The 15,281-nt window shown below is 56.6% G+C and carries 11 protein-coding genes; all 11 read left to right on the top strand.

The genetic code is table 11. The features are described from left to right. Nucleotides 1-12: 12 nt before the first annotated feature. The 11 genes from K9G39_RS04970 (at nucleotide 13) to K9G39_RS04920 (ending at nucleotide 15,279) form a co-directional block, all read left to right on the top strand. On the top strand, nucleotides 13-471 hold the full coding sequence (locus K9G39_RS04970) for a methylated-DNA--[protein]-cysteine S-methyltransferase (RefSeq protein WP_292003833.1): 459 nt from the start codon (nucleotides 13-15) through the stop codon (nucleotides 469-471). A gap of 458 nt (nucleotides 472-929) precedes the next feature. Continuing rightward, nucleotides 930-1,805, top strand: a complete 876-nt coding sequence (locus K9G39_RS04965; protein WP_292003832.1) for an AraC family transcriptional regulator — start codon at nucleotides 930-932, stop codon at nucleotides 1,803-1,805. Nucleotides 1,806-1,810: 5 nt separating this feature from the next. Next, a complete protein-coding gene (locus K9G39_RS04960; protein WP_292003831.1) occupies nucleotides 1,811-2,965 on the top strand; it encodes an efflux RND transporter periplasmic adaptor subunit in 1,155 nt (384 codons plus the stop codon). Nucleotides 2,966-2,989: 24 nt separating this feature from the next. Continuing rightward, the gene (locus K9G39_RS04955) at nucleotides 2,990-6,178 is read left to right on the top strand and encodes an efflux RND transporter permease subunit (RefSeq protein ID WP_292003830.1); all 3,189 of its coding nucleotides are present in this window, start codon (nucleotides 2,990-2,992) and stop codon (nucleotides 6,176-6,178) included. Nucleotides 6,179-6,201: 23 nt separating this feature from the next. After that, nucleotides 6,202-7,644, top strand: coding sequence for an efflux transporter outer membrane subunit (locus K9G39_RS04950; RefSeq protein ID WP_292003829.1), 1,443 nt, complete (start codon nucleotides 6,202-6,204; stop codon nucleotides 7,642-7,644). A gap of 19 nt (nucleotides 7,645-7,663) precedes the next feature. After that, complete coding sequence (locus K9G39_RS04945; RefSeq protein WP_292003828.1) at nucleotides 7,664-8,950, top strand: aminoacetone oxidase family FAD-binding enzyme; 1,287 nt, start codon at nucleotides 7,664-7,666, stop codon at nucleotides 8,948-8,950. Nucleotides 8,951-9,225: 275 nt separating this feature from the next. Beyond that, on the top strand, nucleotides 9,226-9,627 hold the full coding sequence (locus K9G39_RS04940; protein ID WP_292003827.1) for an OsmC family protein: 402 nt from the start codon (nucleotides 9,226-9,228) through the stop codon (nucleotides 9,625-9,627). Nucleotides 9,628-9,698: 71 nt separating this feature from the next. Beyond that, complete coding sequence (locus K9G39_RS04935; protein WP_363319361.1) at nucleotides 9,699-10,679, top strand: SLAC1 anion channel family protein; 981 nt, start codon at nucleotides 9,699-9,701, stop codon at nucleotides 10,677-10,679. Between the two features lie 22 nt (nucleotides 10,680-10,701). Continuing rightward, entirely contained in the window at nucleotides 10,702-11,163 is a 462-nt protein-coding gene (locus K9G39_RS04930) for a DUF134 domain-containing protein (protein ID WP_292003825.1), read from the top strand. After that, nucleotides 11,153-12,343, top strand: coding sequence for an iron-containing alcohol dehydrogenase (locus K9G39_RS04925; protein ID WP_292003824.1), 1,191 nt, complete (start codon nucleotides 11,153-11,155; stop codon nucleotides 12,341-12,343). Before K9G39_RS04930 ends, K9G39_RS04925 begins: the two co-directional genes overlap by 11 nt. A 176-nt stretch (nucleotides 12,344-12,519) precedes the next feature. Beyond that, nucleotides 12,520-15,279 (top strand): tetratricopeptide repeat protein, encoded by a 2,760-nt coding sequence (locus K9G39_RS04920; protein WP_292003823.1) that lies wholly within the window; start codon nucleotides 12,520-12,522, stop codon nucleotides 15,277-15,279. The last annotated feature ends 2 nt before the right edge of the window (nucleotides 15,280-15,281 follow it).

The following is a 15,281-nucleotide window of genomic DNA, read 5'->3' as shown; positions in this document are numbered from 1 at the left end:
GGCTGCAATTCCATGATCATTTCCTTTCAACAGACCCCAATAGGTCTTATCGGTATAGCGGAATCCGGGGGAGCGATCACGAACCTCTGTTTCGAGCATTACCCCGTGCCGGACGGAGCAGTGCCTGGCGATTCGGAACTGCTTGGGGAAGCTTTCCGGCAGTTGCAGGCATATCTTCAGGGAAACCTCAGGGCGTTCGATCTGCCGCTCGATCCCCCGGGCACGCCGTTCATGTGCGAGGTGTGGCGGCATGTCGCAGCAGTGCCATACGGCAGGACAGCTTCGTACCGCGATGTCGCCGTGGCTGCCGGCAACCCGAAGGCCGTTCGGGCGGTCGGCATGGCGAACCGGCGAAACCCGGTTCCGGTGTTCATTCCCTGTCACCGCATCATCGGCATCAACGGAAAGCTGACCGGCTATCGTGGTGGCCTTCCGCTGAAGCAGCGCCTGCTCGATCTGGAGCGATGCTGACAGGCCCCTCCCGCCCTGAACCCGAACTGTGTGCGGGGATGGCGAAATCCGCCGACATGTCGCTTTTCCTGAGCTGAAGAATAACCCCCGAGAGATAGCGACGATGTGTACGCTGTTCTGACGATATGCCGATTCGCCGGCGTCGGGCAATAGGGGAAAAGTTCATTATCTCTTATCTGCCGCAACACTCGCCTTTGCGTTCTTTGTTTCGTTCAGGTTAAAAAATTAAGAAAAGAAATCGCTTTTTGTGCGGCTGGGGATGGGTACATTTCAGTAGGAAAAGCAGGCGGGAACAGCTTTTTTAAGCTTGAAGGAAAGGCTTTTTTGATAAGCAGCATTCTTTAGGGTGTTCGAAAAGTGCAATGTTTAGGGAGAATTGTCTATCGTATTTAATGTGACTTCGTTTTATGTTTATGTCTGAATTGTGCAAAACCTGGTTAACAATTGATGAAAGACACGTGAACCCCAAGCATGATATTCCGCTTGCCCGCCTTGAGAACAGCTTTTTTGAAATAGCCGAGTTCAGGGAGCTGGGGGATGAAATAGTGCGAGAGCATCACCGGCACGATTTTTTTGAAATCCTCTGGTCGACATCGTCCACCGGGAGTTTTCATTATATCGATTTCGAGCCGCATCCGGTCGAGGCGGGCCTGATGTATCTCATGGCTCCCGGTCAGGTGCACGCTTATTCGGGCCGGGCTCCCTCGGGCTGCTATATCGCTTTTTCCGTTGATTTTTTCAGCAGCATCATGGAACCCGAGTTCACCATCCTGTTCAATCCATTCATCAACTGTGGCATCAGCATTCCCGAGGAGGCGGTGTCGCCGCTCCAGCAGCTTGTGGATTTGATGTTTCTTGAAAGCCGAGGAAAAAACGATTTCTGCATTCTTCTTGCCTATCTCAAAACCTTCCTGTTGCATATCGCCCGCCTGCATCGGGAGAAGAATTTTTCTTTCGACAAGAACGGCAAGCGTATGAGCCTGCTTTTCGAGATGATCGAAAAGCATTTCCGCAAGGAACGCCATGCGGAGTTCTACGCTTCAGCCCTCGGTATTACCCCGAAACGGCTGAACGAGATTCTGCACGACAAGTTTGATGTGACGCTTACCCGCATTCTCCACTCGCGCCTCATTCTCGAAGCCAAACGTGAAATCGCTTACGGGAGAAAGAGCTTCAAGGAGGTTTCCTTCGAACTCGGGTTCAGCGACCAGTCCTATTTCAGCAGGTTTTTCAAGGCGCAGACCGGCTATATGCCGGCAGATTTCCGCAAGCATATCGTATCCCTTTCAAGTACCGGCAATGGATTACTTCCTACTATTCCTACTATAAAATAAATGAGATGACGATGATGATCCACAGACGTTTTTTTCGAATGCCGGTTGTTGCGGCTTTTTTTGTGCCCCTGCTGGCGTTTGGCGGTTGCGGCGGTCAGCAGGGGCCCGGCGCCCATCAGGCCATGCCCCTTGCTGCGCTGAAGCTGAGGCCTGAAGCGGCCGTGGTGATGCAGGAGTATCCGGCCAGGCTCGAAGGAAGGATCAATGTTGAAATCCGCCCGCAGGTGGACGGTATTCTGGAGAAGATCTATGTGGACGAAGGTGCGCTGGTCAAGGCCGGTCAGCCGCTTTTCCGCATCGACGGCCGCCTCTACCGCGAACAGTACAATCTGGCGCTTGCCGCGCAGCATGCGGCTGAAGCTTCGGCGGCCATAGCAAGGCTCGATGTCGACAAGCTTGTTCCGCTGGTGAAGAACAAGGTGGTCTCCGATATTCAGCTTAAAAGCGCAAAGGCGTCGCTGCAGGCGGCCAACGCCAATGTAGAGCAGGCGAGGGCGGCCGCACAGTCGGCCCGCATCAATCTCGGCTATACGGTTATCAGTGCGCCGGTTGGAGGCTATATCGGCACCATACCGTTCCGCCCGGGAAGCCTGATCGAGCGGAGCGGCAGCAAGCCGCTCACCATACTTTCGGACGTGCGCGAGGTGTACGGATATTTCAGCATGAGCGAGGCCGATTTCATGCAGTTCCGGCGCCAGTACCCCGGCGCGACGATCGAGGAGAAAATCATGAACGTTCCTCCGGTGACGCTGCTGCTTGCCGACGGAAGTCCGTATCCGGAAAAAGGGGAGCTGGAAATGGTTGGCGGGCAGTTCGACGAGTCGACGGCGGCGATTGCCGTGAGGGCGGTGTTCCCCAACCGGAACGGACTGCTCCGTACGGGCAATACCGGCAGGGTAAGGCTTGAAAGCCGCTTCGATGGTGCGCTGCTGATTCCGCAGGCGGCGACCGTGGAGATGCAGGACAAGGTTTTCGTTTTCAGGCTCGACAAATCGGGAAAGGTCCGCCGCACGGCGTTTACGGTAAAGGGCAAAAGCGGCGACCGGTACATCGCCGGCGCCGAACTGAAGCCGGGTGATGTGATTGTGACCAGCGGCCTCGGCAGGCTGCAGGACGGCATGCCGGTGAAACCGGTTTTTGGCAAAGCGGTGCAGAATTAAACGATGGTTTAACACGTTCAGTCCATGTTTGAAAAATTCATAACACGTCCGGTACTTGCCACCGTCATTTCCATTGTGCTGGTTATTCTCGGCATTGTGGGTATGGGGAGGCTGCCGGTTACGCAGTTTCCCGACATCGCTCCTCCGAGCGTGGTGGTCACGGCCATGTACCCCGGAGCAAGCGCCGAAACCATAGCCCGTTCGGTTGCGCCTTCCCTCGAGGAGGCGATCAACGGCGTCGAGAACATGACCTACATGACCTCGACCTCAGGCAACGACGGCATGCTGACCATTACGGTCTACTTCAAGCTGGGCACCGATGCCGATCAGGCTGCCGTGAACGTGCAGAACCGGGTCTCGCAGGCGCAAAGCCAGCTCCCTTCGGCGGTTATCGAGCGCGGTATCACCACGGTGAAGCAGCAGAACAGCATGATCATGGTGATCAGTCTCATCAGCGAGAGCCCGAATTACGATGAGACTTTTCTGCAGAACTATGCGAAAATCAACCTTATTCCGGATATCAAGAGGGTGCCAGGAGTCGGACAGGCCACCGTTTTCGGCAACAAGGACTACTCCATGCGCATCTGGCTGAAGCCCCAGCAGCTTGCAGCCTACAACATGACCCCTGCGGAGGTGGTGGCTGCCATTCAGTCGCAGAATATCGAGGCCGCTCCTGGCAAGTTCGGAGAGGGGAGTCGGGAAGCCATGGAGTTCATCATCAAGTACCGTGGAAAATTCAACACTACGGAGGATTTCGGCAATATCGTCATCCGTTCCGGCCAGGATGGCATGCAGCTCCGGCTCAGTGACGTGGCCCGTATCGAACTCGGCTCTTATGACTACACGGTCAACTCGAAGGTGGACGGACGCCCTTCGGTGACCATGGCCATCTATCAGGCGGCGGGCTCCAACGCCAACGCTATCCAGACCGAGCTGCAGAAAGTGCTCGACAACGCCTCTGAATCCTTTCCCGAAGGGATCAGTCATGCGGTGCCCTACAGTACCAAGAAATCGCTCGACGAGTCGATCGAACAGGTGGTTCACACCCTGCTCGAAGCATTCGCACTCGTGTTCCTTGTAGTGTTCATCTTTCTGCAGGATTTCCGTTCCACGCTGATTCCGGCCATTGCCGTGCCGGTCGCCATTGTCGGTACCTTTTTCTTCATGAACCTGTTCGGTTTCTCCATCAACCTGCTGACGCTTTTTGCGCTGGTGCTGGCCATCGGCATCGTGGTGGATGACGCCATCGTGGTGGTCGAGGCGGTGCATGCCAAGATGGAGCACCGGGGACTATCGGCTACGCCCGCTACCGCCTCCGCCATGAGCGAAATCACAGGAGCGATCATCTCCATTACGCTGGTGATGTCTTCAGTGTTCCTCCCGGTCGGCTTCATGGAAGGTCCTACCGGTGTGTTCTACCGGCAGTTCGCCTTTACCCTGGCCACGGCCATCCTGATTTCGGCGGTTAACGCGCTGACGCTGAGTCCTGCGCTCTGCGCGCTTTTTCTTGCCGCTCCCGCCGATGGAGGCAGGAAGAAGCGCGTCATGTTCAAAGGTTTTGGCGAGCGGTTTTTCAGCGGCTTCAATGCCGCCTTTACGACACTTACCGAAAAGTATATCCGGAACCTGCGTTTTCTTATCGACCACAAGTGGCTGAGTATGGGGGCTCTGGCGGCTGTGACGGCAATGACCTTTATTCTGTTCAGAACCACGCCGACCGGCTTTATTCCCGACGAGGACAACGGCTTTGCCATGATAACGGTTACGCTTCCTCCCGGCGCATCGCTCGAACGTACCAACAGGGTGCTCAAGGAGGCCGATGCACTGCTGCACAGGGAGGAGAGCGTCGAGCGGGTGATCTCCGTGTCGGGTGTGAACATCATATCCGGAGCGAACTCTCCATCGGCCGGCATCATGTTCGTTCAGCTCCGGGAGATTGCCGAGCGGGGCAAGGTGAAAAACATTCAGGCCATTACCGGCATGATGAACCAGAAACTCGCCATGCTCACCGACGCGTCGTTCTATGTGCTCACCCTGCCTACCGTGCCGGGTTTCGGCAACGTGAGCGGGGTGGAGTTCGTGCTGCAGGACAGGACAGCCGGCAGCCTGCAGAAATTCAACGATGTTTCCGGAGGCTTTATCGGTGCGATCATGCAGCGTCCCGAGTTCGCCTTTGCCTTTACTCCCTTCAATACCGGTTATCCGCAGTATGAACTGGTTGTCGATGCAAACCGGGCAGAGCAGCTCGGTGTGAGCACGTCCGATATCATGACCGTTATGCAGGGGCTCTACGGCGGTATGCAGGCCTCCGACTTCAACCGTTTCGGCAGGTACTACCGGGTGATCATGCAGTCCGAAGCTTCAGAGCGTGCCGATCCCTCCTCCCTGAACGGAGTTTCGGTGAAGAACCGCTCGGGATCGATGGTGCCTCTCACCTCTGTGGCCTCCCTGAAAAGGGTGTACGGACCTGAAACCGTCGATCATTTCAACCTCTTCAACGCTATAGGCATCACCGCCAACGTCAAACCGGGCTACAGTACCGGCCAGGCGATCACCGCCGTCGAGGAGGTGGCCGAAGAGACGCTTCCCGCCGGATACAGTTACGACTGGAAAGGCATGAGCCGCGAGGAGACCGAGTCCGGGGGCAAGGCGGCGGCCATCTTCGTGCTCTGCCTCGCATTCGTCTACTTCCTGCTTGCCGCTCAGTACGAAAGCTACATTCTGCCTTTTGCGGTGATGTTTTCCATTCCGACCGGTCTTCTCGGCGTGTTTCTCGGCATCAAGCTGGCGGGAATCGACAACAACATCTACGTTCAGGTGGCGATCGTCATGCTTATCGGGCTTCTGGCCAAGAACGCCATTCTTATCGTGGAATACTCGATTCAGCGCCGGAGGGCGGGAAAGGATCTCGTGCTCTCTGCACTCGAAGGATCGAGGGCAAGGCTTCGTCCCATCCTCATGACCTCATTCGCCTTCGTGGTGGGACTCCTGCCGCTGCTCTGGGCATCCGGCCCGTCGGCTCTCGGCAACCACTCCATCGGCTGGGCTGCGGTTGGTGGTATGCTCAGCGGAGTGATGCTCGGCATTTTCATCATTCCGGTGTTGTTCGTGATCTTTCAGGCTCTGCAGGAGCGTATTTCCGGTCCGGCGCACCGCATCGAGACGGCGCACGCACCGGTGCTCGATGATGCGGACGATGTTCCTGATTTTTAACGGGGCTTCAATAACAGAACGATATGCAACCAAAGCTAAATAACCTCTTCAGGGCCTTGCGGGTGCCCGGTTTCGCCATGCTTTTCATCATGGCACTTGCGGCCTGCAGCGCCACGGCTCCCTACAGGCGTGCAGAGATGAACCTTCCGGCATCCTACCGGGGGGCAGGGGCGCAGTCCGGTCAGCGGCAGGCGATCGGGGAAATTCCATACCGCACTTTTTTCGGCGATCCGGTGCTGGTTTCTCTTATCGATACGGCGATGGTGCGGAACCATGATCTGCAGATCGCCCTTAAAAACATCGACTACGCCCAACAGAGCCTGAAACAGGCCCGGCTCGGTTTTCTGCCCTCGTTATCGCTCGGCGCATCGGGGGCAGTCAATCGTCCTTCCGACAACAGCCTCAGTGCATCGAGCCTTCAGCAGGCTCTCGGCAGAAGCTATTCCGAGGATTATACGCTCTCTCTGGGCACATCCTGGGAGATTGACATCTGGAGCAGAATCCGCAGCAAAAAGAAGGGTGCACTGGCCGGTTACCTGAAAACCGTGGAGGCGGCAAAAGCCGTACGCACCAAACTTGCCGCCGATGTGGCCTCCGGCTACTACAATCTCCGGATGCTCGACGCCCAGCTCGATATTGCACGGAAAAACCTTGCGCTGGCCGACACCACGCTCGGTATGATCCGGTTGCAGTACGACGCCGGCCAGGTTACCATGCTTGCCGTCGGGCAGCAGGAAGCCGCCATGCAGGCCGTGCTGCAGACCGTGCCGCAGATCGAACAGGAGATCGCCGTGCAGGAGCATGCGCTCAGTATTCTTCTGGGCAGTTATCCCGGAGCGGTTCTGCGAGGCAGGGGCCTCGCCTCCCTTCCGGTAGCGGACAACCTTCCGTCGGGCATTCCGGCTGCGCTGCTGCAGAACCGCCCCGACGTGCGCGAGGCCGAGATGGCCGTGATGGAGGCGCATGCCGATATGGCTTCCGCAAAAGCAGCCATGTACCCTTCGCTCACCATAACCGCCCAGGGTGGTCTGAACTCCTTTCGCAGCAGCAACTGGTTCACCACTCCCGGATCGCTTTTCGGGCTGGTTCAGGGGGCCATTCTTCAGCCGATCTTCCAGCGGGGGGAGCTGAAGGCCGGGTACGAGAAGTCGCGTATCCGCAGGGAACAGGCCGAAATCACCTTCAAGCAGTCGCTTCTGAAAGCTGTTGGAGAGGTTTCCGATGCGCTGGTACGTCTCGACAAGCTCCGAGAGCAGGAGCGGGCCGCATCGGCGAGGGTAGTTACCCTGAAAAAGGCTGTCGGAAACTCCAATATGCTCTTCAGGAGCGGCATGGCGACCTATCTTGAGGTTATCTCCGTCCAGACCGGTTATCTTCAGTCCGAACTTGCTCTTGCCGACATCCGTCGCCAGCATCTTACAGCCATGGCGGAACTCTACCGTTCTCTCGGTGGAGGGTGGCGGTAACCTAACCTTCAGGATCAGCATGCGCATAATCGATATCGTTATCGTCGGAGGCGGGGCTGCCGGCATGCTTGCGGCTATCGCGGCAAGGGAGAGTGCGCGTCGGCGCCGGATTCCGGATAAGGACTTTTCAATCGTCATTCTGGAGCGTAACGATCGGACAGGCGCCAAAATCAGAATATCGGGAGGCGGGCGATGTAACGTTACACACGCTCTTGAACCGGACGGACTGCTTGTAAAGGGGTTTTTGAAGAAGGGAGAACAGCGCTTCCTTCGCCATGCGCTCCACGCCTTCAGGAGCGGGGAGCTGCTTGAGCTGCTTTACCGGTATGGCGTCCGGTGTGAATCAAGGCCGGATGGCAAGGTGTTTCCGGTTGAAGGGTTTACCGCCTCCGACGTCGCGCATGCGTTCGAGCGCATGATCGAGGAGCGTGCCGTTACGATCGAGTACGCTTGTACGGCAAGTTCCGTCGAGCGGATCGACGGGATTTTCGCCGTTACGGCAGGAGAGCGAACCTTCAGGGCGGCATCGCTCATTCTTGCTACGGGAGGAGTTTCATACCCTTCTACCGGCAGCAGGGGAGACGGCCTGCTCTTCGCTCGCCGACTCGGTCACACTATTGTCAAACCCTCACCGGCACTTGCTCCGGTACTGACCACTGACAAACCGTATTCAGGGCTTGCAGGCGTCTCGCTCCGTTCGGTGGCGTTCATCGCTTCAGCCGGCGGAAAGCAGGTCAGCCGAAAAGGAGATGTGCTCTTTACGCACCGGGGGCTTTCCGGTCCTGCGGTACTTTCTCTTTCAAGAGAGGTCGCGGAACTGTTCAGAACGGAGGGAAGCTGTCGGCTTTTCGCGGACCTGTTTACAGACCTCACCCAGGATGAGCTTCAGGAATTGCTGCTTTCGGAGGCCAGGCGCAACGGTGCAAAGATGGTACGGAAATTCCTGCAGCAAAGCCCGGAGGGCCCTCCTGCGGCTCTAATACCCTTGATCATGCGCCTTGCAGGGATTCCTGAAGATGTGCTTTTGAGCGGCCTTGTCCGCGGGAGTCGGATTATGCTCCTGAATACGCTGAAGAGGTTTCCACTTGGCAGCGTCAAGGTCGTTCCACTCGCAGAGGGAGAGGTCTCGGCGGGTGGCGTATCGCTCGCTGAAGTGAACCCGAAAACCATGCAATCCCGCCTCGTACCCGCCCTTTTCTTCGCCGGCGAAATTCTCGACTACGCCGGCGAGATCGGAGGCTTCAATCTGCAGGCCGCATTCTCCACCGGATGGATGGCGGGGGAGTCGGTAGTCGGTAGTCAGTAGTCAGTAGTCAGTAGTCGGTAGTCGGTAGTCAGTAGCCAGTAGTCGGTAGGCAGTAGTCAGTAGTCGGTAGTCAGTAGTCGGTAGTCAGTAGTCAGTAGTCGGTAGGCAGTAGCCATAATAAATAATACAGGATACTGAATACTGGCTACTTTTTCTATTATTTCCTTGCTAAAATATGAGCATATGCTTATAATTGAGAGTGAGCCGGGCACCCGCAGTACCCATGCTGCAGCCCTGAACCCTATTGAAAAATAAACGTTTAAATTATCAGTGAAATGAGTAAAGATATGATCATCACCTTCGAAGGCGGCAAGAAAGTGAATGCCGAATTCAAGGGATTCACCATCGAGACCGATCAGTCGGAATACGCCGGCGGAGAGGGTTCTGCTCCTGAGCCGTTCATGCTGTTTCTTGCCTCCATCGGAACCTGTGCGGGCATCTATGTCTATTCATTCTGCCAGAGCCGTGAAATTCCGACCGAGGGTATCCGGATCGTGCAGTCACATTTTCCCAAAGAGACCGGGCGGGGTATAGGCAAAATCGTGCTGACCATCGAAGTTCCTCCGGATTTTCCCGAAAAGTACAGGGACGCCGTCGTCAATGCGGCGAATCTCTGTGCCGTGAAAAAGCATATCCAGGATCCGCCTGTTTTTGAAGTGGTTACGGCCACAACATGAAAGTGAGGATCTTCTGATGCCTTCTGAAACCGTTTTTTTTCAACATGTCTGCAAACAACACCATAAACAAGATGACCACTGAAGCTCTGCATGGAGGGCAGCCGTCCAAGCTGCGCAATTTTCACATAACCTTTTTCGCCATCGTGCTCGGCATGGCGGGTTTTACGCTTGCCATACAGAAAGCAGGGGGGCTGCTTGAACTCCTCAAACCCGCAAGCGACATTCTTCTCTATGTTACGCTCGCCATGTTCGTGGTGGTAAGCGCGGTCTATCTTCTCAAGGCTGTAACCAATCCGGATACCATCAGTCATGAGTGGAACCACCCGATCAAGATCAACTTCTTTCCGCTCATCGCGAAGATTTTTCTCGTGCTGAGCGTCGTTTACCTCGAACGGAATCTGCAGATATCCTACTACATGTGGGTAACCGGCGTCATTCTGCAGCTGCTTGCCTCGATCTTTATCATTTCAAGCTGGATAACCCAGACGCATTTCAAGATCGAGCACATGACTCCCGGCTGGTTCATTCCCATCGTTGGCGCCATCATCGTGCCGATTGCCGGTGTCAAGCATGGATTCGTCGAAGTGTCGTGGTTTTTCTTTTCCGTCGGTTTGATCTTCTGGATGGCCCTTTTCACCATCGTGATGTACCGGATTGTTTTCCACGCATCGATCCCCGAGCGTCTTCTACCGACACTCTTCATTCTGTTCGCGCCTCCGGCTATCGGATTCATAGCCTATAACAAGCTGGCCGGCGGTGAACTCGATGCTTTTGCCCGTATTTTGTACTATTTTTCGCTCTTCATGTTCATTCTCGTCCTGTTCAGGCTCCCCATGCTTGCCAAGATCAATTTCTACCTCTCATGGTGGGCGTACTCCTTCCCGGTTGCAGCCAAAGCGCTCGCCACGCTTCTGATGCTCAATCTGACAAAGGACCCGTTTTTCAGGAATCTCGCCATATTCGAGCTCGGTTTTCTTGTGCTGATCATTGCGATACTGCTTGTGAGGACAACCATGGCCATGGTTAAAAGTGAGATTTGCATCGAGGACTGATCGTTATCCAGCCTAAAAGCCTATGAAGCAGAACAAGGTGGGCCGGCCGGTGAGCTGCCGATGTATAGAGGATCTGCCGAAATTCACCTGTTTCAAGCCGGAGGGGATCTCTCCCTCAAAGCTCGAGAGCGTCGTGCTTTCCGTCGATGAGGTCGAGGCGCTCCGGCTTGCAGACAAGCTCGGCCTTTACCAGGCCGAGGCTGCGTCGAGAATGAAGGTGTCGCGGCAGACCTTCGGCCGTATTATCGAATCGGCGCATAAAAAAGTTGCCGAGGCCATTATCGACGGCAAATCGATCTGCGTCGAGGGCGGCAACATCGAACAGGTCTGCGGCCATGCCGAAATTGCCGGCGAGAACACCTGCGTCTGCCTGCACTGCGGTTTTGAAAAGCCCCATCTCGAAGGCATTCCCTGCCGCATGGAGCAGTGTCCCGACTGCGGCAAGCCGCTGATACGCAAGGGGAGGTGCAGCAGTGTTGCCTGAACCGCTATCCTGTTTTTCCCTTCTCAGGCTGCCGGCGCTCCATTTCGGTGCCGGCAGCTTTTCTTTTCTTCCGAAGCTCGCATCGGGATTCGGCAGGAACCCCATGATCGTGACCGGCAGTCGCTCGCTTGAAGCTTCAGGCCGTCTCGAACAGCTGTTTTCGGAGCTGCGTCAATCGGGTTCCGGATATCTGCACACGAGGGTTCAGGGGGAGCCCTCTCCGGAGCTGATCGACGCCGCAGTCGAGTCGGGCAGGAAGGCCGGAACCGATTCGGTGATCGCAATCGGAGGCGGCAGCGTGATCGATGCCGGCAAGGCGGTTTCGGCAATGCTGCTTCAGTGCCAACCGGTCGAGTGCTTTATCGAGGGACGCCCCGGTTTTCTCGAACACGACGGACGAAAGGTGCCGTTCCTTGCAGTGCCGACAACTTCCGGAACTGGCAGCGAGGCCACGAACAACGCCGTAATCAGCAGGGTGGGTGCCGACGGATTCAAGCGTTCCCTGCGCCATCCCGCTTTCGTGCCGGACGTCGCCGTTGTCGATCCCGAGCTTCTCTGTTCGGCGCCGCGCCATCTTACCGCCGCGTCAGGTATGGACGCCTTTACCCAGCTGCTGGAAGCCTGGGTTTCCCCTTTTGCTTCTCCCTATACGGACAGCCTTGCTTTCAGCGGCATGGAATATTTCAGCCGGTCGTTCCTGAACGCCTGTTCGGACGGGGCCGGCGATCCTGCGGTGCGTGGTGATATCGCCTATGCCGCATTTCTTTCGGGTGTTGTGCTCGGCAATGCCGGGCTCGGCATCGTTCACGGCTTTGCCTCATCGGTCGGCGGCGCGTTTGATATTCCTCACGGAGTACTCTGCGCCGCACTGCTCGGCGAAGCAACCCGTGAAAATATTCTGCAGTTGCAGCTTTCCGGATCAGGCCGTTCTGCCCTGCAGAAATATGCAGCGGTCGGTCGCCTGCTCACGGGACGTGCCGATGCGGGCACGGATGAAGGGTGCATGCTGCTGGTTGAAGAGCTTGAGGCGTGGCGAAGCCGGCTCGATATTCCACGGCTCGGCGCTTACGGTATCGGTGAAGGTGATACGGAGCGTCTTGCCGTTGTCACGCGCAGCAAGAGCAATCCGGTAGAGCTTGGGCCCGAAAGCCTTAAAAAAATCCTGCTTGCCAGCCTGTAGCCGCTTCGGGACTTTTTAATCCTGAGCGACCGCCTATTCTTCCCTTTTTGCGAATGGGCATTTGATGTATATTGAAAGCACGTTATAAAACGAATGCCCGGTACGGTGCCTTTTTTCAGGGCAGCGCATCGGCATGAGTGCAGACAAAGCCTTCCCCCAACACGACAAAGGCTTTTATGAAATCAAGGATTCGGGTAATTCTGATTGCCGTCGCATCGTTGGCAATAGTTGCAGGAACGGCTGTTTTGTTTCAGCGGACGCAAAGTTCAGCAAATTCCCTGAAAGCCGGGGAGCGTCTTTTTTACGATCGGAACTATTCCAGGGCTCTTGCAGCTCTCTCGACGGCACATGCAAGAGATCCTGAAGAAGAGCGGGCGGCCTGGTATCTTTATCTGACCTATCTGCGCCTCGGCCGACAGAAAGAGGCTGATGTGCTGCTTGCGGATCTGAACCCGAAGGGCATCCGCGACAGTGGAATTCTGGCCGAACTCGGCAATTACCATTATGAAAAGAAAGCATATGCCGAAGCCGCGCGCTGCTATGCCGGAAGCCTTTCTCTGGCCGAGAATCCTTTCGTCCGCCGCAGGTATGCGGAGGCGCTTGTCTGGCAACGGAGCTACAGCAGGGCGCTTGCCGAACTCGATCGTCTCCTGCGTGACAACCCCTCCGACAGGTGGCTCCAGGAACTCAGAGCCGACGTGCTTTCGTGGGACGGCCAGCATGTGAAGGCGCTCGGCAGGTATCGGGAACTCTATCTTGCCGGCTATCACACAGAGTCGATCCTCAGAAAAATGACGCCGCTACTCGGATACGTCGCCGCAGATTCAGCAGGAACGGGTTTCAGCAGGGAGTCGCTCCCGAAAAAGAGCCCTGCCTTCAACGATTCTGCGGAGCGGCCGCTTGCCGGTGATGAGTCTGCTTCCGGCCTGTACCTGAACACTGAAGAGAACGCAACGAGACTGCTCAAACGGCATCCCGGCGATGAAGGACTGTTGAGGAGGGCTATTTCGGCTCACGAAGCCGCAGGCCATCCGCAGCAGGCCCTCGCGCTGTATGAACGCCTTTTGATAATGCGGCCGCACGATCCTGCATTGGCGACGGCGGCCGCCAGGACTTTTGCATGGGCGGGAATGCTCGGGCGTGCCCGGCAGCTTTACGGCGCGCTCATCCACAGAGGAAAGGCAACCGACGCGGCAAAGGCTGAATATGCAGAGGTGCTTTACCGGGACAGGGCTTACGGCGATGCTGCGCAACAGTACCGGGAGCTGTGGAAAAGAGGTGCGCTCACAAGCAAACAGGCGCTTGACTACTCACGCGCGCTTATCTCCCTGAAGGAGTATGCTGAGGCGTCAGGCGTTCTCGAAGAGCTTCAGCGCCGTGAGCCGGGTAATTCCGGAGTGCTCGAAGCCAGGGCCGATCTGGCGTTCGCGATCCGGGAATACGACCGGGCGGAGCGGCTGTACGGCAGTCTGATACAGGCAAGGCCGCAGGACCCTGTGCCTTACGGCAGGCTTGCCGATATCGCCATGGCAAGGCACGATTATCCGAAAGCGCTCGGCATCAGCCGGAACATGCTCCTGAAGTTTCCTTCCAGCGAGAACGCCCTGCTGAACATCGCCCGCATATCGAGCTGGCAGAGGGACTACAGTACCTCTCTGGAGTCTTACGACAGGCTTCTCGGGTCGGTCCATGCCAGCTCCCGCCATTACCGCGAAAAAGCGCGGGTGCTCGGATGGATGAGGGCTTACGGGAGCTCGCTTCGCCTCTACAGGGAGGCGATTTCCCGGTATCCGGAGGATTCCGCTCTCAGGGCCGAGTCGGAAGCCAAGAGCCGCTATTATCGGAACGCCTACCGCAGTTCCGTCAGGGCATACAGAAGCTGGCTGCTTGCCGAACCGCACCATCCCGAGGCGCTTTTCGACCTCGGGCAGCTCTACATGCAGCAGCAGCGCTGGCGTGAAGCCGCGGAAACCTATGATGCACTTTTGGCCGATATGCCTGATCATCGGCAGGCGGCAACCGTAAGAAAGAAAATCGATGTGCTTTCATCTTTCAGGAGGCTTGAAAGCGGTGCGGAATATTTCAGCGCAAAGAGCGCCCGTCGTCTTACCGACGTGAACTGGACCGGCTTGCGCACGGCTCTTTACATGCCCATGCAGGACAGGGTTTCAGTATTTGTGAAATTCGACAGGAGGGATTACCGTTTCGGGTCAGGACGGTATACCCCGTTCAGTAACGCCCTGACGGCAGGGCTGGAATACAGAAACATGCCGGATATCCTGGTGCGGGCCGCCTGGGGCTTCAAGCAGAACTCCGGAAATCTCAGGGACAGTCATACCGGGTATATCGAAGCCGAGAGCATGCCGCTCGACAACCTTCATTTCGATCTTGCGTTCCGGCGTGAGGAGGTGATCGAGAATTATGAAACATTCAGCAATCATCTTCAGAAAAGCAGCTGGCAGGGCAGGGTGCTCTATGACGGGTTCAGACGCTGGAATGCTGGCGTCGATTACGCTCTTGACCGTTATTCCGACGGCAACAGCAGGACAAACATCGGAGCCGATGTCACCGCGCATCTTTTCTATGAACCCACGCGCCTGAGCGTGAGCTACCGCTGGCAGAACTACGGTTTCAGCGACCGGCGGGAGGAGTACTTCTCGCCTGCATCCTTCACAACCCATACGCTTGGTCTGGAGTGGCAGCATTTCCTGAACGGCGAAGAGCTCTACCGCAGCACAAACGACACCTATTACGGCGCGGCATACCGGGTGAGTTTCGAACCGGGCAGCAGCCTCTCCCATCACGTCGAGGCCGGCGTGTACCGCGACTGGAACAGCCGTTTATCCACCTCCCTGCAATACCAGCATACATGGAACAGCAAGGAGGATGTCTACGAGGACGACCGGTTCTCCGCCCAGGCCCGGTGGCATTTTTAGGC

It is taken from the genome of Chlorobium sp. (assembly GCF_021740465.1).
GTDB lineage: Bacteria > Bacteroidota > Chlorobiia > Chlorobiales > Chlorobiaceae > Chlorobium.
This window is presented reverse-complemented; position numbering and strand designations above follow the sequence as displayed.